At 44.2% G+C, this 21,746-nt stretch carries 23 protein-coding genes; 16 read left to right on the top strand and 7 right to left on the bottom strand.

Annotated elements, in window-relative coordinates; translation table 11 throughout:
- Position 1 precedes the first annotated feature (1 nt).
- The 9 genes from gspH (at position 2) to cysQ (ending at position 6,568) form a co-directional block, all read left to right on the top strand.
- Positions 2-601: a type II secretion system minor pseudopilin GspH gene (gene gspH, locus OCU48_RS12530; RefSeq protein WP_141345609.1), complete on the top strand. Its 600-nt coding sequence runs from the start codon at positions 2-4 to the stop codon at positions 599-601.
- Entirely contained in the window at positions 588-944 is a 357-nt protein-coding gene (gspI, locus tag OCU48_RS12525) for a type II secretion system minor pseudopilin GspI (protein WP_141345610.1), read from the top strand. Before gspH ends, gspI begins: the two co-directional genes overlap by 14 nt.
- Entirely contained in the window at positions 931-1,572 is a 642-nt protein-coding gene (gene gspJ / locus OCU48_RS12520; protein ID WP_141345611.1) for a type II secretion system minor pseudopilin GspJ, read from the top strand. The genes gspI and gspJ overlap by 14 nt, the downstream gene beginning before the upstream one ends.
- A complete protein-coding gene (gene gspK, locus OCU48_RS12515; protein ID WP_141345612.1) occupies positions 1,553-2,599 on the top strand; it encodes a type II secretion system minor pseudopilin GspK in 1,047 nt (348 codons plus the stop codon). The genes gspJ and gspK overlap by 20 nt, the downstream gene beginning before the upstream one ends.
- Positions 2,568-3,812 carry a type II secretion system protein GspL gene (gene gspL, locus OCU48_RS12510; RefSeq protein ID WP_167496186.1) on the top strand — a complete coding sequence of 415 codons (1,245 nt, stop codon included), beginning with the start codon at positions 2,568-2,570 and terminating at the stop codon, positions 3,810-3,812. Before gspK ends, gspL begins: the two co-directional genes overlap by 32 nt.
- Positions 3,812-4,312, top strand: coding sequence for a type II secretion system protein GspM (gene gspM / locus OCU48_RS12505; protein WP_141345613.1), 501 nt, complete (start codon positions 3,812-3,814; stop codon positions 4,310-4,312). The genes gspL and gspM overlap by 1 nt, the downstream gene beginning before the upstream one ends.
- Complete coding sequence (locus tag OCU48_RS12500; RefSeq protein ID WP_141345614.1) at positions 4,312-5,085, top strand: type II secretion system protein N; 774 nt, start codon at positions 4,312-4,314, stop codon at positions 5,083-5,085. The genes gspM and OCU48_RS12500 overlap by 1 nt, the downstream gene beginning before the upstream one ends.
- Positions 5,086-5,186: 101 nt before the next feature.
- Positions 5,187-5,750: an ADP compounds hydrolase NudE gene (gene nudE / locus OCU48_RS12495; protein ID WP_141345615.1), complete on the top strand. Its 564-nt coding sequence runs from the start codon at positions 5,187-5,189 to the stop codon at positions 5,748-5,750.
- Positions 5,750-6,568 carry a 3'(2'),5'-bisphosphate nucleotidase CysQ gene (cysQ, locus tag OCU48_RS12490; protein ID WP_102334660.1) on the top strand — a complete coding sequence of 273 codons (819 nt, stop codon included), beginning with the start codon at positions 5,750-5,752 and terminating at the stop codon, positions 6,566-6,568. Before nudE ends, cysQ begins: the two co-directional genes overlap by 1 nt.
- A gap of 1 nt (position 6,569) precedes the next feature.
- Here the strand turns inward: cysQ and bioH are convergent, their stop codons facing one another.
- Positions 6,570-7,334, bottom strand: a complete 765-nt coding sequence (gene bioH / locus OCU48_RS12485; protein ID WP_141345616.1) for a pimeloyl-ACP methyl ester esterase BioH — start codon at positions 7,332-7,334, stop codon at positions 6,570-6,572.
- A 210-nt stretch (positions 7,335-7,544) separates the two neighbouring features.
- Here bioH and OCU48_RS12480 point away from each other — a divergent pair, with 210 nt between their 5' ends.
- Positions 7,545-8,195 (top strand): ComF family protein, encoded by a 651-nt coding sequence (locus OCU48_RS12480; protein WP_244312302.1) that lies wholly within the window; start codon positions 7,545-7,547, stop codon positions 8,193-8,195.
- Between the two features lie 155 nt (positions 8,196-8,350).
- Positions 8,351-8,941: a Fe-S biogenesis protein NfuA gene (gene nfuA / locus OCU48_RS12475; protein ID WP_141345617.1), complete on the top strand. Its 591-nt coding sequence runs from the start codon at positions 8,351-8,353 to the stop codon at positions 8,939-8,941.
- A 114-nt stretch (positions 8,942-9,055) separates the two neighbouring features.
- Here the strand turns inward: nfuA and envZ are convergent, their stop codons facing one another.
- The 4 genes from envZ to OCU48_RS12455 form a co-directional block, all read right to left on the bottom strand.
- Entirely contained in the window at positions 9,056-10,447 is a 1,392-nt protein-coding gene (gene envZ / locus OCU48_RS12470; RefSeq protein ID WP_141345618.1) for a two-component system sensor histidine kinase EnvZ, read from the bottom strand.
- Positions 10,448-10,463: 16 nt separating this feature from the next.
- Positions 10,464-11,183: an osmolarity response regulator transcription factor OmpR gene (gene ompR, locus OCU48_RS12465; protein ID WP_208727146.1), complete on the bottom strand. Its 720-nt coding sequence runs from the start codon at positions 11,181-11,183 to the stop codon at positions 10,464-10,466.
- A gap of 221 nt (positions 11,184-11,404) precedes the next feature.
- A complete protein-coding gene (gene greB, locus OCU48_RS12460) occupies positions 11,405-11,905 on the bottom strand; it encodes a transcription elongation factor GreB (RefSeq protein ID WP_141345619.1) in 501 nt (166 codons plus the stop codon).
- A 27-nt stretch (positions 11,906-11,932) separates the two neighbouring features.
- The gene (locus OCU48_RS12455; RefSeq protein WP_141345620.1) at positions 11,933-13,834 is read right to left on the bottom strand and encodes an ATP-dependent zinc protease family protein; all 1,902 of its coding nucleotides are present in this window, start codon (positions 13,832-13,834) and stop codon (positions 11,933-11,935) included.
- A gap of 228 nt (positions 13,835-14,062) precedes the next feature.
- Between OCU48_RS12455 and OCU48_RS12450 the strand changes: the two genes are divergently transcribed.
- Positions 14,063-16,387 carry a Tex family protein gene (locus OCU48_RS12450; protein ID WP_141345621.1) on the top strand — a complete coding sequence of 775 codons (2,325 nt, stop codon included), beginning with the start codon at positions 14,063-14,065 and terminating at the stop codon, positions 16,385-16,387.
- Positions 16,388-16,431: 44 nt separating this feature from the next.
- Here the strand turns inward: OCU48_RS12450 and recG are convergent, their stop codons facing one another.
- The gene (gene recG / locus OCU48_RS12445) at positions 16,432-18,510 is read right to left on the bottom strand and encodes an ATP-dependent DNA helicase RecG (protein ID WP_141345622.1); all 2,079 of its coding nucleotides are present in this window, start codon (positions 18,508-18,510) and stop codon (positions 16,432-16,434) included.
- 381 nt (positions 18,511-18,891) lie between these two features.
- On the opposite strand from recG, the gene rpmB reads away from it, so the two are divergent.
- The 4 genes from rpmB to OCU48_RS12425 all read left to right on the top strand — a co-directional run bounded on the left by rpmB (position 18,892) and on the right by OCU48_RS12425 (position 21,243).
- Positions 18,892-19,128 carry a 50S ribosomal protein L28 gene (rpmB, locus tag OCU48_RS12440; protein ID WP_004728407.1) on the top strand — a complete coding sequence of 79 codons (237 nt, stop codon included), beginning with the start codon at positions 18,892-18,894 and terminating at the stop codon, positions 19,126-19,128.
- Positions 19,129-19,141: 13 nt separating this feature from the next.
- Complete coding sequence (gene rpmG / locus OCU48_RS12435; RefSeq protein ID WP_017029383.1) at positions 19,142-19,309, top strand: 50S ribosomal protein L33; 168 nt, start codon at positions 19,142-19,144, stop codon at positions 19,307-19,309.
- Between the two features lie 106 nt (positions 19,310-19,415).
- Positions 19,416-20,237, top strand: coding sequence for a bifunctional DNA-formamidopyrimidine glycosylase/DNA-(apurinic or apyrimidinic site) lyase (gene mutM, locus OCU48_RS12430; RefSeq protein ID WP_141345623.1), 822 nt, complete (start codon positions 19,416-19,418; stop codon positions 20,235-20,237).
- Position 20,238: 1 nt separating this feature from the next.
- Positions 20,239-21,243, top strand: a complete 1,005-nt coding sequence (locus tag OCU48_RS12425) for an NAD-dependent epimerase (RefSeq protein ID WP_141345624.1) — start codon at positions 20,239-20,241, stop codon at positions 21,241-21,243.
- 25 nt (positions 21,244-21,268) lie between these two features.
- On the opposite strand, the gene coaD is transcribed toward OCU48_RS12425, so the two are convergent.
- The gene (gene coaD, locus OCU48_RS12420) at positions 21,269-21,745 is read right to left on the bottom strand and encodes a pantetheine-phosphate adenylyltransferase (protein ID WP_141345625.1); all 477 of its coding nucleotides are present in this window, start codon (positions 21,743-21,745) and stop codon (positions 21,269-21,271) included.
- Position 21,746 lies beyond the last annotated feature (1 nt).

Below are 21,746 nucleotides of genomic sequence, written 5' to 3'. Positions count from 1 at the left end.
AGTGAGACGTGATAAACGACAGCGTGGCTTTACGCTCCTAGAGATCATGTTGGTCATGGTCTTGGTGTCGGTCAGCGCTATAGCCGTGGTGGTCAATTTGCCCACTAGCAGTTCAGATGCAGCAAAGACTCGTGCACAACAGTTTTATCAACGTCTCAACCTACTGCATCAAGATGCGATACTGAATGGTTGGGATCTTGGTGTTCGTTTTGATCCCGCTGGTAATAAGTATCGACTTTTGCAGCTGACCCGAGAGGGTTGGCAGGCACTAGAGCACCGAAGGATCCCAGCAGATACTGAGCTTGAAGATGGCTTAACACTCGCCTGGGAATTGGGTGATGGTGTGTGGGGAAAGAAGGACAGCTTGTTTGAAGAGGGATCACTGTTCGATGAGGACATGTTCGCGGAGGAAGAGGATAAAGATAAAGAGGCACCGCCCCAAGTCTTTATTTTGTCTAGTGGTGAATTGACACCATTTGAAGTCTATATCCATCCGAGCTCAGAAGCCCAAGGTGATCAAAATTGGCGTGTAATGGCGCTAGAAAATGGCAGCTTTCGATTACTAAAGCCGGGTGAGGAGTTCGATGATGAAGTCTTCTAGAGGTATGACATTACTTGAGGTTTTGATTGCTTTAGCCATCTTTGCAACGGCTTCTATTAGCGTTGTTAGAGCTGTCACTCAACACATCAATAGTATCGGCTATCTTGAGCAAAAAACCTTTGCTGGCATGGTAGTGGATAACCAAATGGCACTAATGATGCTGGCCGAGCCACCTAAAGCAGCACGCAAAGGCACATCTGAATTAGCCGGTTATACGTGGTATTGGTCCATTACGCCAATCTCAACGGGCAATGATTATTTACGGGCGGTTGATGTCAGTGTGGCTCTAGATGAAAAAATGGATAGTCCTCTAGTAACGGTAAGAAGTTATGTACCGTTATAAAAAAGCGAAAGGCTTTACCCTGATTGAAGTACTAGTGGCGATCTCAGTATTTGCAAGCCTCAGTATGGCTGCGTATCAGTTGGTATTTCAGACTCAGCTGAGTAATCAGCAGTCTCAAGAAAAATTAGGCCGTTTGCAGCAGTTGCAGGCATCTTTAGTCTATTTAGATAGTGACTTTCGTCAGATAGCGATTCGTCGCTTTCGCAACGATGGACAAGAAGCTGGTGAAGGTCTTATTTATTGGCAGGATAACCTACTTGATTCCGATGAAAAGGGCGTGCTGTTTACTCGTTTAGGTTGGATTAACCCACAGCAGCAATTTCCTCGCGGAGAAGTCACTAAAGTAGGCTACCGAGTTCGAGATAATAAGCTTGAGCGAGTTTGGTGGCGATACCCAGACACTCCTGCTGGACAGCAAGGCATCGTGACTCCGCTTCTTGATAAGGTCGAGGAGTTTGATATTCGTTTTTACAACGGAGAGAGTTGGTTAGAAGAGTGGGAAGACAGTAACGCATTGCCAAAGGCAATCGCAGTACATTTAACCCTCGAAGATTATGGCAAGCTCGAGCGTATCTACCTAACTGCTGATGGTCAGCTTGAGAGGATTAATGAAGATACGCCACAGTAATTTACAACGAATGAAAGGCCAAGGTAATCAGCGAGGCGTTGCTCTGTTAGTGGTGTTGCTTCTGTTGGCTATCATGACAGCCATTGCTGCCACCATGTCAGAGCGATTGGTGCTGGGGGTGGATAGAGCAAGCAGCCAAGTCAATAACCAACAAGCCTACTGGTATGCTATCGGTGTTGAGGCATTAGCTAGATACGGTATCGAGGAGAGCTTAGAGGACGGAGATACTGTCAATCTAAGTCAACCATGGGCGTTAGAGGAGCAATCCTACCCGTTGGATTATGGCGAGGCGAGGGGGGGTGTTAGGGATATGCAGGCGTGTTTTAACGTTAATTCACTGGCCGCAGTCAATATCGACCCCACTTCCAGTTCTCGCCCATACTTACTTCAGGTGTGGCGAACCTTGCTAGAAGAGGTAGGGCTAGACAGTTATCAAGCGGAAGTTGTTGCCGACTCTACGTGGGAATATCTAGATAAAGACGATGGAGTGGTGACTCAGTCTGGTGTCGAAGATGCCACTTATGAAGGATTGTCTCCCTCTTACATGGCTGCAAATGGCTTGATTGCTGACTTGAGTGAGCTTCGTAGTGTTTATCAGATGGATGGCCCATCAATGAGGCGCATCTCATGGTTAGCATGCGCGCTTCCTACCGATGATTTACGCATCAATGTGAATACACTGAGACCATGGCAATCTAAGCTTTTGGTCGCACTGTTTGAACCTGCCTTGAGTGATGATCAGGCGAAACAGGTTATTGAAGACCGTCCGTATGATGGATGGGAGAGCACGGATGATTTCTTAGCTGAAGGCAATATTGCCAGTATCAGTGCTGAAGTAAAAAATAAGGCGAAGGAATACCTATCTGTCGATAGCCGTTATTTTGAGCTAGACGCAGAAGTATTTGTGCAGGATGCCCGAGTTCGCTTGAGGAGCCTGCTTTATAGTGAAAATCAAGACGAATCGCGAGTAGTACGCCGACGATTTGGAGGAATTAGTGAGCGAAATCCTGACAGTTCGGCTCAGTAGGCAGAATTTAAAAACAATCCCATGGTTAGTTTGGTCGTCGACAGAAAACGAGATCATTGCTAGTGGAGAACTCAGTGGCTTAGAGGAATTAGAAGAGTTAACTTCCTATGCTGCTGAGCGAAGCGTTGCTTTGTTATTGGATGGCCAAGATGTGGCTTTACGAGAGGTTGGAGTACCTGCGGGTGCCTCTCGCCAGTTCTCAACGATGTTGCCATTTTTGTTGGAAGAAGAACTGGCTCAAGACATTGATGAGTTGCATTTCTCGATACTCAAACAGGTGGGTGATAAGGCATGGGTAGCTGCGGTAGATAGAGACTATCTTCATCACTGCATTGAACGCTTCTCTGAAGCGGGTATTGAGCTTCATCGTGTTTTGCCTGATGTATTATCTATGCCTTTGGATGGTAGCAATATCACTATGCTTCCTTGGCAAGGTTACTGCTTGATTCGCCAGAATGATTATCAAGGTATAGTGCTGCCAGAGGCATTAGTATCCTATGCATTGACTCGTCCACCATTCACGATTGAAAGCGATGAAGAGGAAGCATCACTTCCTGAAGAATCTGTCCATATACAATGCTTTGGTTCAATCCCTGAATCATTAGCTAGTATTGAAAGCCCAAAAATCGAGGCTTTACCAGCAGAGCTACCTATGGCTCTACTGGCTAAGAACGCACAGCTTTCGACGATTAACTTATTATCGGGTGAGTTTAAGCGACAATCCTCTTGGCTTAAAAACATTAAACTCTGGCAGGCTCCAGCTATTGCCGCATTAGTGCTATTGGTCATTTTCGGTATTAATACCTATACCCAAGTCAGCCAAATAGAGGCTCAGGCAACGGCATATAGGACAGAGAGTGAACGAATATTTAGAGAGGTTTTTCCTGATAAACGTCGTATCCCAACAGTGAGTTATCTCAAGCGTCAAATGAGTGATGAAAAAACCCGATTGAGTGGTGGCACGGTAGATGCACCTTTGATTAGTTGGTTACTTGAAGTACAAACGGCTCTCAAAGATAAAAGTAAAGTTAAAATACAGAGCATTAAGTTTGACGGTGACCGCGAAGAGTTGCGTATTCAAGCTCAAGCGAGTGACTTCCAGACCTTTGAGCAGCTAAGAGTTGCCTTTTCTGAGAAGTTTTTGGTAGACCAAGGGCAAATTAACCGGAACGGTGACTTGGTCAGCAGCAGTTATGTATTGAAGGTGGAGTAATGCGCGGGTTACAACAAGCTATCCTAGGGTATTGGAGCAGTATCAGCCTTCGTGAGCAGCGTATGTTGATTATTGCTATTGGTTTTGGTGTTGCTGCTTTGCTGTATTGGGGAGGCTTTGCACCACTCAAACAGAAGAATGAATTGGCACAAGCCCGTTTAGTCAGTGAAACTCAACTGCTGGGCTGGGTACAAAAAGAAGCTAATGCAATTACTGAGTTGCGAAAAACCAGTGGCGCTCCCTCTATCTCCAATGAGCCGTTAAACCAATTATTATCGACCTCAACAGGACGATTTAATATCGAGCTGATACGCCTTCAACCTCGAGACGATATGGTTCAAGTTTGGGTTCAGCCAGTGGCGTTTAATCGCTTGATGAATTGGTTACTGTATTTACGCCAAGAAAAAGGGGTAGACGTTGCCTTTTTTGATATCAACGAAACCGAAAAAAACGGGATTGTCGAGGTGAAGAGATTGCAGTTTAAGAGAGCGGGTAGCTAATGATTGGTGTCAGTCTAAAGAAAATTTTAGCTTACGGCTTTCTACTGTTGGTCGTATTCTTGTGTAGCGTTATCGTTCACTTACCTGCCAAATTTGCAATAGAGCAATTGCCTCGTATTAATGGTTTGAGTATCTCAGGAGTCAGCGGTACGTTGTGGCAAGGAAGAGCAAAGAGTGTCTCTTGGCAGCAATATGGTTTCGGTGAAGTAAACTGGGATCTACAAGCTTGGAAATTGATTCAAGGAAAAGCTGAGCTTAATGTTCGCTTTGGTCGCAATAGTGAGTTGGGTTTAACTGGCCGAGGAACGGTAGGTTATGGCTTTAGTGGCCCTTACGCCAATAACTTGATGGCCTCCATACCCGCAGAGCAAGCGCTAAAGTACGTAAATATTCCAGCTCCTGTTACCGCGAATGGCCAATTTGAACTCATCGTCAAAGATTATAAATATGCTTCACCTTGGTGTGAAACCGGTCAAGCGAATCTAGTATGGAATCAGAGCGTAGTCTCATCACCATTGGGTAATCTGGATCTAGGAACTATTATTTCTGATATTAGTTGTACCGACAGCCAGATTGCGGCGAAGGGAAATCAAGACACGTCTCAGGTTTCCGGTGCATTTACTGCTTCTTTGCAGCCTAATATGGCTTACGACCTGGATGCATGGTTCAAGCCGGGTGCGGAATTCCCGCAAAGACTGGGTGAGCAATTAAAATGGCTAGGTGAGCCGAATGGACAAGGGCAATATCCTTTTGTCTATTCTGGAAAGCTTTAACCAGTTTAGCGTAAAGGAATGTTTAGCAGTTTTCATTGAAGGCTTTTTTCCATATAGTGGTTGAGGCTTATACAAATGAATGATTGAAGAGGCTAACTAGGATGGCAGGCGAGAAAAAGCCAAAGATTTTAAACAAAACCGAGGTTGCGCGTTCGCGCTTGTTTAGTATCGAGGCTTTGGATTTAGAGTTTTCTAATGGAGAACGTCGAACCTATGAGCGAATGCGCCCTAGTGGTCGCGATGCTGTTATGGTGGTTCCGCTCACTGCAGAGGGGGATCTTCTGCTGGTGAGAGAGTATGCAGCGGGCACTGAAAGCTATGAGCTTGGGTTCCCCAAAGGCCTTATTGATCCGGGTGAAAGCCCTGTTGAGGCTGCCAATCGTGAGTTAAAAGAAGAGATTGGCTTTGGCGCCAATCTTTTTGTTCCACTAAAGCAAGTTGTCCTTGCCCCTTCATACTTTTCTAGCAAGATGACCTTGTTTGTTGCTAAAAACCTTTATCCTGAAACCTTGGTGGGTGATGAACCTGAACCTCTTACTTTGGTTCGTTGGCCTCTTGCTCAAGCAGACGAATTGTTAGCACATATGGATTTTTGTGAGGCTCGCAGTATCAGTGCCTTAATGTTGGCACAGCGCTACTTCTCTCAGCAAAAGGGTGAAAATTAATGAGACAAGATCTTTCCCACTTACTGCCTAATGTTATAGAAATTGCGCGCTCTGCTGGCCAGCTTATTCTTGATATATATCAAAAGCGAAACTACGAAGAATTTACCAAATCAGATGATACTCCAGTCACTAGTGCTGACTTAGCGGCACATAAATTGATCATGGAGCGCTTGTCTGAGCTAACCCCTGATATTCCTGTCTTATCTGAAGAGGACGCAGATATCAGTCTTGCTGAGCGCGAACAGTGGGAACGATACTGGTTGGTAGACCCTCTTGATGGTACGCAGGAGTTTATCGCTCGTAGCGGTGATTTTGCCACCATCATTGCGCTTGTTGAGCACAATAAACCTGTCATGGGTGTGGTATATGCACCAGTGTCTGGGGTGGTATATTATGCCTATCATGGGAAAGGGGCGTGGAAGATACCCGACATGGATGAGAGCATTCGTATTAATACTCATACCCATGAACTTATTAAGCAAAATGTAACCATTGCGATAAGTCGCCGTCAGGATATTAATCGCATTACTGAATGTATGAGTAATGAATGGAATTACGAGTTGATTCCATTAGGTTCAGCGGCCTTAAAGGCCTGTCTGGTCGCGGAGGGAAGTGCTGATTGTTATTTGCGCCTCGGGCCTACAGGTGAGTGGGATACAGCGGCTACACAATGTATCGTTGAAGAAGCGGGTGGCACCATCTTAGATACAGGACTCGAGCCACTTTCGTACAATCTGCGTGAAACCTTAGAAAACCCTAACTTTATTGTCATCGGTGATCGCGACCTTCCTTGGAATAAGATCCTGACTCAGGATTAATCTAAAGCTGCTTTATGACATCACAAAAGGCCTTTTTCTCGCTCATAAACGGAGCATGAGAAGAGGCCTTAAATATGTGCGAACTTGCCTGTAACTGCTTATCTAACACTGATGCCACTTTTACTGGTACTAACCCGTCAAGGCGCCCATAGAGGCGATGGATAGGCATCGTTAGGGCATTGAGATGTTCGCGGTAATCAATGGTTGCTAGCAACTCAAGACCAAGATGAAGCGCATTTGGGTTGGGCATAGGGCGTGAAAGAACAGCACTTTTCAATTGCTTTACATCTTGTCTTGCTGATGGACTGCCCATTGCTTGCAATGCCATAAAGCGCTCGATAGTACCTTGAAAGTCATCGGTGAGCTGAGAGGTAAAGTCATTGAGTACACTAGGCGCTATGCCTCTCCATGTACGACCTTCAGCAGAGAAGCGCGGCGAGCTCGCTAGCGTCACCAACTTTGTGACACGCTCTGGTTGGTGCAGTGCAACGTGTGTTGCTATGAGGCCACCAAGCGACCATCCAAGCCATATCGCTTCCTTTGGCGCATCCTGCAATACCCTGTCGGCAATATCAGCAATAGACTGGCTATGTATTTGATGACTATGGCCATACCCTGGTAAATCAACCACATGAACACAAAAGTGCTGGGCAAGCTCTTCAATCACTTGATGCCAAACCGCTCCATTCATTCCCCAACCGTGGATCAGAATGAGGTTGTCACCCTCTCCATAAACATCCCAATGCAGTTTGCTATCTGCGTTCATCCATTTCACCTGTATTTCATACTCTTTTAAGTCCTTGAGTATTGAACGATGGACTAGAAATAAGAGTTATTAACTTCACGATTAGAGCAGATTATTGGAAATCGACAACTAACTCAATGCTTGCATCGTTTCTTGAATTGGATACGACATGTTAGCTATAAGATGTTTGGCTCCAACTGTTACTGTTGCGAAAAGCCGTTACAAGGTGAAATGAATCCTATTTGGTGTCCCGAGTGTATAGATCTATTAAAGCCAGTTTGTCGCTGTGCAACTTGCGGCACTATGATGGAAATGCCAGTCGAGCGTTGTGGTGGATGTGTTAGCAATCCACCGCTTTGGGATGGACTTTACTGTATTGGAGAATATAACGAACCTCTATCTTGGTATGTACAGGGACTCAAGTATCGCAGGCAGGTTTGGCACGCTAGGGAATTAGCATCACTTCTTGCTGAACGCTTAGAGTCTCCGGCTCCCTTATTACTGCCTATTCCGCTGCATTGGAGAAGGCAGTGCGCGCGCGGCTTTAATCAAAGTGATTATCTAGCCAACTATCTTTCACAAAGCTTGAAAGAGAGGACTGGTGTTGAATCGCAAGTATTATCGAAAGCAATTAGACGAGTTAAAGTAACGAAAACACAGATGGGCCTTAATCGTAGACAACGCTTAGTTAACCTTAAGCATGCTTTTTCCTTGTCACCTGATTATCTGGCTAGCATACAAAATCACTCTCACATTGCGCTGGTGGATGATGTGGTCACCACAGGAAGCACGGTGGCAGAGGTATGTTTATTATTAAAAAATCAGGGAGTGAAGCGAATTGATGTCTACTGTATCTGCAGGGCATCAAAGCCCATTTTATGATAATTAAATATTCCCGAGCGCATTTTGATTGTCATGTCACAATTGTGATTATCTAATTATTAGTGTTAATGGTTCATTGCTACTACATGTTTGAAAAAAAAATCTAACAGAGTAGAATACCAATAATAACCTACAGAATTACTCAGGTATTTATCGTGTCTAATACAATTACTATTACGGAAACTGCGCAATCGCACTTTGCTAACCTGCTAGCACAGCAAGCAGACGGAACTCACATTCGAGTATTTGTGGTCAACCCTGGTACACAGAGTGCAGAGTGTGGCGTGTCTTACTGCCCACCAGAAGCGGTAGAAGCAACAGATACTGAATTTCCATATGAGGCTTTTTCTGCGTATGTGGACGAGTTGAGCCTACCATTTTTGGAAGATGCTGAAATTGACTACGTGACTGACAAGATGGGTTCTCAGCTGACACTGAAAGCGCCAAACGCTAAAATGCGCAAAGTTTCAGATGATGCACCGCTACTAGAACGCGTAGAGTATGTTATTCAAACTCAAGTAAATCCGCAACTAGCGAGCCACGGTGGTCACCTTAGTCTAGTTAAAATTACTGACGACGGTATAGCACTAGTTCAATTTGGCGGTGGTTGTAATGGTTGTTCAATGGTTGATGTAACACTAAAAGATGGTATTGAAAAACAACTTCTTCAAGAATTCTCTGATGAACTCGTTGCGGTTAAAGATGCAACTGAGCATGAGCAGGGCTCTCACTCGTACTATCAGTAAATCAAACGCTTAAAGCTAAAAGCCGAGTTTCAATATGAAACTCGGCTTTTTTGTATTTAGTAAGAAAAGTTAATTATGCTTCAATTCTATTAAGTAAATAACTAGACTGAACAATTACTTAATACGATTGGTATTGCGGCAAGCATCAAAGGTGAGCTTAACCTTCAAGCCACCCTCTTCACGGTTCGACATCTCTATCGTGCCGTTATGTTCAGTAACGATGCGCTTAACGATAGACAGCCCAAGTCCTGTTCCCTCACTGCCTCGAGAAGTATCACCGCGAGTGAAGGGCTCAAATACTTTTTGCATCTGCTCATCATCAATACCTGGTCCATTGTCTTCAATGGATATCCATACTTTCTTGTTATGATCAGAGACTCCAGTTTTGATACCAATCCATTTATCACCGTAGCGCTTTGAATTCACTAGCAAGTTGCTTAGCGTGCGTCTTATAGGGATATAACTGGCATAGATATCGGGCAAGTCCTCTTTTAAATCAATATTAAAGGTATAGTTTAAGATATCTTGATCAAATCCACTTTCTAGAGGTCCACCTGCCTCGTAAATCTTCAGCGCACGTCTAAGTTCTTCAACCATATCATTTAGGCTGATGTTGCTAAAATCGTTACGATCAACAGGCTTAAGATAATCGATGAACTGAGCAATGATGTCATTACATTCATCGATGTCTTGGATGATCCCATCAGCGAGATAACTGTCGGTTTCTGCCATCATTTCAGTAGCTAATCGAATTCGAGTGAGTGGCGTTCGAATATCATGACTCACGCCAGCAAGCATTAGTCGTCGATCGGTTTCTAGCTCTTCTATGCCTCTAGCCATTTTATTAAAGGCAGTTGTTACAGCGCGAATTTCAGTGGTTCCTTTCTCAGGAAGAGGCTCGGGGATCACCCCATTGCCGACACTGATAGCCGCAGACTCTAAATTCTTAAGTGGCCGGTTTTGCCAGCGTATAAAGCCCCACCCACCCAATATCAAGAAAATGGTTATTAGTAAGCTGTTGATAAATAACGGCTTAAATTCATTGTGAGTGAGCTCTGTTAAGGGAACTCTAAGCAGCCAGTTAGGCATGGAATCAAGCTTGATCCACAGTAGATAGCTTTCACTATCTCTGGCTAGTCGAGCTTCTGCAGGAGAGCCTATTTCTTCAGTAATTTCATCGCTCATGAAATCAAGATAAAAGGCTTTTTGATATTCTTCTTCAACGGTTCCTGCGAGTGGATGTACGCTAACACCTAGCCTAAGTAGCAGAGCTTGCCTAAGCGGAGTAGTGCGCTCACTTTCAGGGATACCTAGCTCTGATTCTTGACGAATTCGAGCATACTCCTCCATCACGAGATTGATTTCGTAGGAGAGAATTCTATTGAACTGTTTGAGACTGGGAAGTAATGCGTAGTTAAAAATCGCGTAGTAAGAGAAGGCCTGACTGGCAATCAAAAGAGCAATAAAGCCAATGATTGTTTGGGTTATCGAACTACGCGATCGCATTAATAGATCCTAATGATTAAACTTTTCGGCCATCTGGAACAAAGACATAGCCTAGGCCCCATACAGTTTGAATGTAACGTGGGTGACTTGGATCTTCTTCTAGAATACGGCGCAGACGAGAGATTTGTACGTCGATTGAGCGTTCCATTGCTGAGTATTCGCGACCACGAGCTAGGTTCATTAGCTTGTCACGCGACATAGGTTCACGTGCATTCGTTACAAGAATCTTAAGAACAGCAAATTCACCAGAAGTTAGAGGGATTAACTCTTCGCCACGATACATTTCGCGAGTACCTAAGTTTAGAGCAAAGTCACCAAACTCGACGATAGCTTCTTCTGAGCTAGGTGCTCCTGGTGCTTCAACAGATTGACGACGCAATACTGCTTTCGCTCGAGCTAATAGTTCTCTTGGATTGAATGGTTTTGGTAGGTAATCATCCGCACCAACTTCTAAGCCAACAATTCTATCAATCTCATCGCCTTTAGCGGTAAGCATCAGAATAGGTAGCATGTTGTTGGCACTACGCAAACGACGGCAGATAGATAGCCCATCTTCTCCCGGTAGCATAAGGTCCAATATCATTAAGTTAAAGTTTTCACGCGTAAGCAGGCGATCCATCTGATCAGCATTGGCAACAGAACGGACATGAAAGCCTTGCTCAGAAAGATAGCGCTCTAATAGAGAGCGGAGGCGTGCATCGTCATCGACGACCAAAATCTTGAAATTTTCTTGCATTATAATAGACCTACTTAATCCAATTTTTTTTATTCTAAAAGTGGGAGTTGGCGAGTGCGATCAAGTAGTCCGTCACTATTTGCAAATTCGCTCCCTATCACACCTGACTGATAATACCCGGGGAAATGTAACAAAATTGGATTAATTATAGACAGTTAAAGTGTTAGATAATGTTAATCGCACCCAGTAATCATCATTTAAGTTGATGTAACTAGTGAGTTTCAATCAGTTTTATATTGATTCGATGATTGGTAACTGATTTTGTTAACAAACCATTCTTTGTTACCTTCAGGTGTTCTCACTACGACTTCATCTTCGACTTCTTTTTTAAGCAGTGCACGTGCCATCGGAGAATCAATGGAGATATAGTGTTTAACTTCATCACCATAAATCTCATCGGGACCTACAATACGAAAGTGCTTGATCTCGCCCTCTTCATTTTCTATTTCAACCCAAGCACCAAAGAACACTTTACCGTCTTGAGCTGCTGCATAGTCGATAACTTTAAGGTCCGGTAGCCGCTTTCTTAGGTAGCGAACTCTTCGGTCGATTTGTCTTAGTAAACGTTTGTTGTATTGATAATCAGCGTTCTCAGAGCGGTCACCTAGGCTTGCGGCCCAAGTGACTATTTTGGTGACCTCTGGACGACGTTCGTTCCAGAGGTAATCATGCTCTTTCTGTAGCTTCTCAAAGCCTTCTCGGGTAATTAAATTTGTTTTCATCTGTAGTTGTTATTCATATCTACTTGATTACTTACCCAATAGATAAGTATTGTCACTGCCGACTACCACACCATTCTTCAAGAAGTTCTTTCCAAGGATCATGCTGTATTCAAAGCGACTTCTATCTTGTAGGTTAACACGAACGGTTTTGCTTACCTCGCCAAGTGTTACTTTCATCATGACCACTGGGCGCTCATTAGGCTTTTCGCCTGCTTTTGCTCGAATGCGCATGATGTCGACGACCTCTTTTGTAAAACTCTGCTTCAAGCCTTCGGCATTTTCATAATCAAAACTCACCATCTCTTTGCCGTCTTTTTTGAAGCGTTTGATATTGAGGGCATTCATTGAACTGATGTCAGCGCCAGTATCCAGTTTTACTGAGAACTTAAGACCTTCAACCTGTGCCTTTTCAATGTAACCAGTATGAAACAATGGGCGTGGGTCTAGGAGATCTTCTGTACGAGTGTTAACAAGTACGCCATCTTTTTTAAAGGCGCGACCGATGGCAAAATGTGGTTCATCCCCTTTACCGATAGCTTCAAGGGCAAACTCAAGCGTCATTTCTTTTCCGCCAATAACTACTTGCTCTTTTAGGATTGGTCGAACTGTCTCACCCACACGGATTTTTCGTTCTACCTTTTTGATTACTTTTTTATCACTACCGTCGCTACTTGGAATGTAAAAACTGGCTTGTTCGCCATTTTTACCTTTGCTTAGCTCAAAGCCATTAACAAATAGCACTGGAGTATTGATAGCAAAAGAAGGTTCCGCGTTTACAGGGGTACCATCGAAGTAAATGATCTCATGGGTCGCGATAATGAGAGGATCACGCTTACTTAGTAGGGTTTCCAATGTCATATTTTCTGCTCGCAGCACATTCTTATCTTTAGTATCGATAATGAAGTACTTACTGAGCGTATTTTTACCTAAACGTAATTGAGAACTGTATTTGGAGCGATCCTTCAGGTAGGCCAATATAGGCTTCTCAAAGTCACCCGCTTTTACTGGGACAAATACAAGAGGTCGTTCTTCGCCACTGACTCGTAGCATACGCTCTAGCGGCAGGGTTAAGGTCGTTTTGTCTCCAGCCTTATTTGCGGTATCAAAAGTCACGGTACGCTTTTCTTCATCCACTTTTATGTTGGTAGCGTGCATTTGGCTGTAGCTATTGGCAAGGGAGAAACTGGTTTTAAGTGAGACACTATCAACGAAAAGCTCTTCGCTGCGTCCTACGACACGAGCGCTATTCTGTGATTGAAGGTAGTCGTAACCTGCAAATACCCACGCATTTTGCTTGAGGAAGGTTTTACCAATTAGGATCGGTGCTGAGAAGTTGCTGCGATCGGTCAGGTTAACGTCGGTATTAACCGTAACATCCGCTATCTTAAGTGGAATATTGATAACTGGACGATACAGCGGGATCTCACTCGTGCGGCTGCGAATGACGCTGGTGCGAGCCAGTGGACGTTCTAAAGAGATGATCTCGCCGGTAGTTGGATGGCGAATATCGAATTTAACTACCCCTTGAATGTTTCGCTCTGGAGTATCAAAGCTCTCAAGCCACCAATTGCTTTTTGGTCCTCCAAACTCATCAACAATTGCCTGCATGAGTTCAGTATCTTGCATTCCTTCGTATTTCTCATTGTTGCTGTACACGTGGATGTTTTCAGCATGCATTGAGGTGGTATCTGCCCCCGTATCTATCTTACCGATGAAAGGCTGTTCACTCAGTCCATCAATATCTTGATAGTAGACGTTTTCCACTCGTCCAAGTATGACCTTGTCTTGCCATTTAAGAGCGGGATCAGCTGTGGTATATGCTTGCTTGTCGTTCTTCATCATTAAAACCGTATCATTACCGTCAGCCAACAGAGGTAGGCTGACTATTGAGGCGATGAGCAGAGAGAGAGACTTGGTTATTTTTTTCATTATCAACATCCATATCTACCCAACTATTAGCAGCTAGGTTTTATTGTCGGGTTACTGTTTTTAATTCTAACTAATAATCAGTAGCTTGCAGGCAAATGTTAGGTTAAATCTTAAAATTAACTCATTGATCGTTGTTTATTCGTGCCATCACCCCTTTTGTTATCTGGTTTTTCTGACATTTGCCCCCATAGTTAGTTTTAAACCCTAAGGAAAAACAAGTGAATTAAGATGAGTCAGACGATTTTTCAGATTATCGCCACTGAGCTAAATGTTGCCACGCAACAGGTGACTGCTACGGCAAACCTGATTGATGAAGGGAATACAGTACCGTTTATCGCTCGCTATAGGAAGGAGGTCACAGGAGGACTTGATGATACCCAACTGCGCACCTTAGACAGTCGTTTGACCTATCTACGAGAATTGGCCGAACGCAGACAGTCAATCCTTAAGTCCATTTCTGAACAGGGTAAGTTAACCTCTGAATTGGAGAAAGAGATTAACCTGGCCGATAACAAGACTCGTCTTGAAGATCTTTATCTACCTTATAAACCCAAGCGCCGCACTAAGGGACAAATAGCTATAGAGGCTGGCTTGGAGCCTTTGGCGGATGCAATTTGGGGTAATGCCTCGCTTGTACCAGAGGTTGAAGCTGAAAAATACTTGAATCTAGAGCAAGGTATATCGGATACCAAAGCAGCATTAGATGGCGCTAGAGCCATTGTGATGGAAAGAATTGCTGAAGATGCAGATCTACTCAAAAAGTTAAGGAATTACCTCACGAAGCATGCACAACTGCAATCTAGAGTCATCGCGGGTAAAGAGTTAGAGGGGGAGAAGTTCAAAGATTACTTTGAACATGATGAGGCGATAAGCCGTGTACCTTCGCATCGAGCTCTAGCTATGTTACGTGGCCGCAATGAAGGCTTCTTGCAGTTGTCCCTCAATGCAGACCCTGCGCAAGATCCCTCCATTCGTAGTTCGTACTGCGAAACCATTATCGCGGACCATTACAGAATTTCATTAAGTGATGCCCCTGCTGATAAATGGCGTAAGCAAGTCATTAGTTTTGCTTGGAGAGTAAAAGTCTCCATGCACCTTGAAACTGAACTAATGTCAGCAATGAAAGAGCGAGCGGAGATTGGCGCCATAGAAGTATTTGCGACTAACTTAAAAGATTTGTTGATGGCAGCACCAGCAGGACCTCGCGCAACATTAGGTCTAGATCCTGGATTAAGGACCGGCTGCAAAATTGCAGTGGTAGATGGCACCGGTAAAGTTTTGGCAACTGATGTTATCTACCCTCATCAACCGCAAAAGCAATATGATAAGTCGATGTACAGCATTGAGCGACTGATCAAACAGCATAATGTGGATTTGGTGGCGATTGGTAACGGTACGGCTTCACGTGAGTCTGACACCTTCATTGGCGACATCATTAAGAAAGGTATCAAGGTACAAAAAATTGTGGTCAGTGAAGCTGGGGCCTCTGTGTATTCGGCCTCTGAACTGGCAGCCAAAGAATTTCCAAATATGGATGTATCTTTGCGTGGTGCGGTGTCTATCGCTCGTCGCTTACAAGACCCGCTAGCAGAGCTTGTTAAAATCGATCCTAAATCGATAGGTGTAGGTCAGTATCAGCACGATGTTAGTCAGTCATCATTAGCTAAGCGTTTGGATGCAGTGGTTGAAGACTGTGTAAATGGTGTAGGTGTGGATGTAAATACGGCTTCAGCAGCATTGCTTAACCGAGTTGCGGGCTTATCGACTACACTGGCACAAAATATTGTGGCTCATCGTGATGATAATGGGCGTTTTGAAAGCCGTGCTAGCCTTAAGAAGGTAGCAAGAATGGGGCCTAAGGCGTTTGAGCAGAGTGCGGGTTTCTTGCGAATTATGAATGGTCGCAACCCTCTGGATTCATCGTCAGTACACCCTGAAGCTTACCCTGTTGTGAAAACGATAGCGGAGAAAACCAGCAAGCCTATTTCAAATCTTATTGGTGATAGTGTTTTCCTAAGTAAGCTTAACGCTATTGATTTTACGAATGAACAATTTGGTTTGCCAACGGTAACAGACATCATCAAGGAGCTCGATAAACCGGGTCGAGACCCAAGGCCAGAGTTTAAAACAGCAACTTTCGCTGAAGGTATTGATAAGGTATCAGACCTTGAAGTCGGTATGGTACTTGAGGGCGTGGTGTCTAACGTGGCTAATTTTGGCGCTTTTGTTGATATTGGCGTACACCAAGATGGTCTTGTGCATATCTCCGCGCTTACAGATAAGTATGTATCTGATCCGCGTGAAGTAGTGAAAGCCGGAGATATCGTTAAAGTTAAAGTGATGGAAGTCGATATCCAGCGTAAACGTATAGCCTTATCGATGCGTCTCAATGATCAGCCAGGTCAAGATAATCGTGCAAGCAGACCTCAAAGCAGTCGAGACAACAAGCAACCAGTGACAAAAGAACGTCGCGACAATCGCTCGTCAGCAGATAATGGTTTAGGCGGCGCTATGGCAGCAGCCTTCGCTAATGCAGGCAAAAAGCGACGTTAACTTTCTTTGCGATATATAAGAGCCCTAATTAGGGCTCTTTTTATTTATGCCTTCGCATACTCATCACTGTTGACTATCCAGCGCTGAATAATGGCCTTTGCATTATCAGGGTATTGCTCATGAATAAAACGAGCCATTTTTTGCACTTGGGGCACAAGATGCTGATCTCTGACTAAATCGGCAATCTTGAAATCGGCAATGCCGGTTTGTTTCGTACCAAGGAGCTCTCCAGGGCCTCTTATCTCAAGATCGCGCTGCGCAATAACGAAACCATCATTACTTTCTCTGAGCACCCCTAATCGCTTTTGCGCCGTCTTAGACAGTGGCGCATGGTAGAGAAGTACGCAATGACTTGCTACTGTGCCACGCCCCACACGCCCGCGTAACTGATGCAACTGAGCAAGTCCAAGGCGCTCTGGATTCTCTATGATCATCAAGCTGGCATTAGGAACATCCACACCCACCTCAATCACCGTCGTAGCGACCAACAGTTGAAGTTCATTTGCCTTAAACTGCTGCATGATGGCTTGTTTCTCAGTGGGTTTCATACGACCATGAACGAGTCCAACCTTCAATTCTGGCAGTTTGGTAGTAAGCTCTTCTGCAATCTCTGCCGCCGCTTGCGCCTCAAGTACCTCAGACTCATCAATCAAGGTACAGACCCAATAGGCCTGCTTTCCTTCATGTGCACAGGCTACTCGAATTCGCTCAATAATATCGGCTCGCTTGGTATCAGGTATAGCCACGGTCTGTATTGGAGTTCGTCCCGGTGGGAGTTCATCAATTACAGAGGTCTCAAGGTCGGCATGGGCTGTCATAGCAAGGGTGCGAGGAATAGGTGTTGCCGTCATGATCAGTTGATGCGGATAGTGGCTCGAAGCCGCTCCCTTTTCTCTTAGTTCTAGTCGCTGATGAACCCCAAAGCGATGCTGCTCATCAATAATAACCAACGACAGGTTATGAAACTTCACCTGCTCTTGAAATAGCGCATGTGTCCCAATGACCATTTGTGCCTCACCGCTAGCAATAGCCTCTAGCTGAGCTTGTTTTGCTTTTCCTGTAACCTTTCCTGCTAGCCAGCCTACTTTTATTCCTAGTTGTTCAAACCAAGTAGAAAAATTAATAGCGTGCTGCTCTGCAAGCAGTTCGGTTGGTGCCATCATGGCAACTTGATAGCCCTGCTCAATAGCTGTTACAGCAGCTAGAGCGGCAACAAGCGTTTTGCCTGAACCTACATCCCCTTGAACAAGGCGCATCATAGGGTGGGGCTTAATAAGATCGCCTTCGATCTCTTTAACGACACGAGACTGTGCGTTAGTCGGAGAAAAGGGCAGTAATTCAAGCAGTTGATTTTTGAAGCGAGATGAAGAGGGTAACGAAATTGCACTGTCTAATTGACCTTTGCTTCGTAATGCCAGCATGGAAAGGTTTTGTGCTAGTAATTCCTCAATGATTAATCGCAGCTGCGATGGATGACGACCCAAATCAAATTGCTCTAAATCGATTTCAGGTTCTGGGCGGTGGACGATATGTAGTGCTTGATTAAGCGATAACTGCGCATCATACAGGCCATTTGGTAGTAGCTCATTGACCGCGGATTTATCCAATAGCTCGAGTGCCTGATCAGTAAGAGCGCGCAGAGTTAATTGACGCAGACCGTCAGTTGTTGGGTAGACCGGGGTGAGGCTCGATTCTGTCGCGACTGTTTTTTCTTCGTTGAAGAACTTAAAATCGGGATGAACAATTTCTAAACCTTGATTGCCCCTTTTTATCTCACCATAGGCATGAACTAACTTGCCCTCACTGAAGTTATTTTTCATTCCAGCAGTAAAGTTAAAAAATCGCAGAGTGATGGTGCCATTGCCGTCGCTAATCTTAACGGTCAGCATCTTCCGCCTAGCAAACACGGTATCGACAGTCATTACTTTACCTTGTACTCCAGCCCACAATCCCGCATGTAAACTGGCCATAGGATAGACGCGAGTTCGGTCTTCGTAGCGATGAGGGAGGTGAAATAAAAGGTCCTGAACGGTAATTAGGCCTATCTTAGCCAATTTTTCGGCAACTTTAGCACCAACGCCATTTAAGGAAGTTAGTGGGATTGCAGATAGGAGTTGCGACATTCTGACTCCGATAAGTGAATGATTTATATCAATATGATGGCAAGCTTTACGTTATCTTAGGTTATCAATTTAACCTAGCCAAACACAAATAATCGCCAAGCTTAATTAAATATAGGGCGGATGGAGAATTAGTAGTTGTAGGGTGTAGGATTTCTGGTAACATACGCGCACTATTTTTGAACAATAATCAGCTCTGCTAAAAAAAGATCAGCGATTTATGCAAAAAGGATCTGTTCGGGTCTTGAGCAATTGCGATCAACTTAGTATAATGCGCGACCTTTGATAGCCTTGTATGGGTTTTCCATAACGGTTTTTGACCTCATAAGAGAGGTTCGGCCACCAAGGTTGATATCGAGCTGAAACGATTTGGAGAAGACATTCATGTCCCGAGTATGCCAAGTAACTGGTAAGCGTCCTGTAACGGGTAACAACCGTTCTCACGCACGCAACGCTACTAAGCGCCGTTTTCTGCCGAACCTACAAACTCATCGTTTCTGGGTAGAGAGCGAAAAACGTTTTGTTAAACTACGTCTAACTGCTAAAGGCATGCGTATCATCGACAAGAAAGGCATTGATGCTGTACTTGTAGATATCCGTGCACGTGGCGAAAACGTTTAAGAGGAATTGAGCAATGGCTAAAGGCATTCGCGAAAAAATCAAACTTGTTTCTTCTGCTGGTACAGGTCACTTCTATACTACAGATAAAAACAAGCGTAACATGCCGGGCAAATTTGAGATCAAGAAATTTGATCCAGTTGTTCGTCAGCACGTTATGTACAAAGAAGCTAAAATCAAGTAATTGATACTTCTTTAAGCAGAACATGAAAACCCAGCACTTGTTGCTGGGTTTTTTTGTGCCTGAAAAACGCTACAATCAACTTCTCTATGATTAATTTGAGCTACTCATGCCAGAGTTACCCGAAGTAGAAGTCTCCAGAATGGGCATTAGCCCACATATCACTGACCAAGTAATAAAGAAACTGGTGGTGCGTCAGCGTCAACTGCGTTGGCCAGTGCCTGAAAAGCTTGAGCAGCTGGAAGGTGTGATAATTGAGGCGGTAGAGCGTCGAGCTAAATATCTACTACTGAGAACCGAGCAAGGGAGCATAGTGGTTCATTTGGGGATGTCTGGCTCGCTGCGAATTCAAGATTCAAATATAGAGCCTACTAAGCACGATCATGTGGATCTAGTCTTAGAAAATGGCAAGATGCTACGCTATAACGATCCCCGTCGCTTTGGTTCATGGTTATGGGTCGGCAATGATGAATCGTTAGCGCTTTTAGATAATCTAGGCCCAGAGCCTCTATCGGATGAGTTTTGTACTGAACATATTATACCACTGGCAGCAAAACGTCGGGTGGCAGTAAAGCAGTTCATAATGGATAATAAGGTTGTCGTTGGGGTGGGCAATATCTACGCCAATGAATCTCTGTTTAATGCTAGAATTCATCCATTAAGGCCTGCAAATTCATTGTCTTATGATGAATGGGAATTGCTGGTGGATGAGATTAAGTTGGTGTTAGCTAATGCTATAACGCAAGGTGGCACAACGCTGAATGACTTTGAACAACCAGACGGCAAGCCAGGGTATTTTGCTCAGCAGCTACAGGTTTATGGCCGTGCAGGTGAAGCATGCCCTATATGCAAAACTGAGATTAGCCAGAAAATGGTCGGGCAGAGAAATACCTTTTGGTGTGAATCCTGCCAACAACAAATAGAAGGGTGATATGAAATATTTAGTAACTGGTGCTGCGGGCTTCATTGGAAGTGCGGTTGTTGAACGCTTGACGGATGCAGGTCATGAGGTTGTCGGTATCGACAATATGAACGACTACTATCAAGTGTCGTTAAAAGAAGATCGCTTGAAACGTATCGTTCACGATAAATTTGTATTTAAACACTTAGATCTGGCCGATCGTGAAGGGATCGCTGGATTATTTGCCGAAGAACAGTTTGACAAAGTTATCCATTTAGCAGCTCAAGCCGGAGTGCGTTACTCTATTGATAATCCTTTGGCTTATGCAGACAGTAACCTCGTTGGGCATCTGACTATTCTTGAAGGTTGCCGCCACCATAAGATAAAACACCTAGTGTATGCCTCTTCTAGCTCTGTATACGGCCTCAATAAAAAAATGCCTTTTGATACTGCAGATTCAGTTGATCATCCCATCTCACTGTATGCTGCGACTAAAAAATCTAACGAACTAATGGCACATACCTATTCGCACCTTTACAGTGTGCCAACAACAGGCCTGCGTTTCTTTACGGTTTATGGTCCTTGGGGACGCCCTGACATGGCATTATTCAAGTTTACTAAGGCAATATTGAATGGCGATGAGATTGATGTGTACAACAATGGCGATATGCAGCGTGATTTCACCTATATCGATGATATTGTCGAAGGCATAATCCGTATCCAAGATGTTATTCCAGAAACGAATAATGATTGGAGCGTAGAAGAAGGTTCTCCAGCAACCAGTTCGGCACCATATCGAGTATTCAACATAGGCCATGGTAGCCCAGTTAAGCTAATGGAATACATTGAAGCCTTAGAGGATGCTCTTGGAGTAGAAGCTAAGAAAAACTTTATGCCAATGCAACCGGGTGATGTGTATGCAACTTACGCAGATACTGAAGACCTGTTTAAAGCTACTGGTTATAAACCTCAAGTTAAAGTCAAAGAGGGTGTTAAGGCCTTTGCTGATTGGTATAAAGCCTACTATAAGCTATAACTGAAAAAAGAGGGTTTAGCGTAAGCTAAACCTTTTCTTTTATGCACTTAAAAACAGAAGTGGGTACAAACCCTTCTACATCCCCACCATGAATGGCGACTTCTCTTACGATAGTTGACGAGAGAAACGCGAACTCTTCTGATGGAGTTAAGAAAATACTCTCTAGTTCAGGCAGTAGCTTTCGATACATGCTGGTCAATCCGAACTCATACTCAAAATCCATAGTCGTACGTAAACCACGAACAAGAAGATTCGCTTTTTTTTCTTTCGCAAACTCAATTAATAGCCCTGAAAACCCTTCTACATAAACATTATTTAGGTGAGCTACGGACTCTTGAAGCATAGCGACACGCTCATCTAAAGAGAACATTGTATTTTTGCTTGGGCTAGCGGCTACACAAACCGTTATTTTTTCAAATAGGTTTGCGGCGCGTTTGATGATATCCATATGCCCATTGGTTAGAGGGTCAAAGGTGCCGGGATAGAGGACATGGTTTTTCATT

Source organism: Vibrio inusitatus, assembly GCA_024346935.1.
GTDB classification, from domain to species: Bacteria; Pseudomonadota; Gammaproteobacteria; order Enterobacterales; family Vibrionaceae; genus Vibrio; species Vibrio inusitatus.
Note: the sequence above shows the minus strand (reverse complement) of the source record. Positions and strands in the feature narration are given on the sequence as shown.

Bases quoted from the DNA above. Each gene is read 5' to 3' on its own strand.
- cysQ (WP_102334660.1), top strand. From the start codon at position 5,750: ATGAGACAAGATCTTTCCCACTTACTGCCTAATGTTATAGAAATTGCG.
- gspJ (WP_141345611.1), top strand. From the start codon at position 931: ATGTACCGTTATAAAAAAGCGAAAGGCTTTACCCTGATTGAAGTACTA.
- bioH (WP_141345616.1), bottom strand. From the start codon at position 7,334: ATGAACGCAGATAGCAAACTGCATTGGGATGTTTATGGAGAGGGTGAC.
- rpmG (WP_017029383.1), top strand. From the start codon at position 19,142: ATGGCTAAAGGCATTCGCGAAAAAATCAAACTTGTTTCTTCTGCTGGT.
- OCU48_RS12480 (WP_244312302.1), top strand. From the start codon at position 7,545: ATGAATCCTATTTGGTGTCCCGAGTGTATAGATCTATTAAAGCCAGTT.
- rpmB (WP_004728407.1), top strand. From the start codon at position 18,892: ATGTCCCGAGTATGCCAAGTAACTGGTAAGCGTCCTGTAACGGGTAAC.
- gspM (WP_141345613.1), top strand. From the start codon at position 3,812: ATGCGCGGGTTACAACAAGCTATCCTAGGGTATTGGAGCAGTATCAGC.
- ompR (WP_208727146.1), bottom strand. From the start codon at position 11,183: ATGCAAGAAAATTTCAAGATTTTGGTCGTCGATGACGATGCACGCCTC.
- greB (WP_141345619.1), bottom strand. From the start codon at position 11,905: ATGAAAACAAATTTAATTACCCGAGAAGGCTTTGAGAAGCTACAGAAA.
- OCU48_RS12450 (WP_141345621.1), top strand. From the start codon at position 14,063: ATGAGTCAGACGATTTTTCAGATTATCGCCACTGAGCTAAATGTTGCC.
- coaD (WP_141345625.1), bottom strand. From the start codon at position 21,745: ATGAAAAACCATGTCCTCTATCCCGGCACCTTTGACCCTCTAACCAAT.
- OCU48_RS12455 (WP_141345620.1), bottom strand. From the start codon at position 13,834: ATGAAAAAAATAACCAAGTCTCTCTCTCTGCTCATCGCCTCAATAGTC.
- recG (WP_141345622.1), bottom strand. From the start codon at position 18,510: ATGTCGCAACTCCTATCTGCAATCCCACTAACTTCCTTAAATGGCGTT.
- envZ (WP_141345618.1), bottom strand. From the start codon at position 10,447: ATGCGATCGCGTAGTTCGATAACCCAAACAATCATTGGCTTTATTGCT.
- OCU48_RS12425 (WP_141345624.1), top strand. From the start codon at position 20,239: ATGAAATATTTAGTAACTGGTGCTGCGGGCTTCATTGGAAGTGCGGTT.
- gspK (WP_141345612.1), top strand. From the start codon at position 1,553: ATGAAGATACGCCACAGTAATTTACAACGAATGAAAGGCCAAGGTAAT.
- nudE (WP_141345615.1), top strand. From the start codon at position 5,187: ATGGCAGGCGAGAAAAAGCCAAAGATTTTAAACAAAACCGAGGTTGCG.
- gspI (WP_141345610.1), top strand. From the start codon at position 588: ATGAAGTCTTCTAGAGGTATGACATTACTTGAGGTTTTGATTGCTTTA.
- mutM (WP_141345623.1), top strand. From the start codon at position 19,416: ATGCCAGAGTTACCCGAAGTAGAAGTCTCCAGAATGGGCATTAGCCCA.
- OCU48_RS12500 (WP_141345614.1), top strand. From the start codon at position 4,312: ATGATTGGTGTCAGTCTAAAGAAAATTTTAGCTTACGGCTTTCTACTG.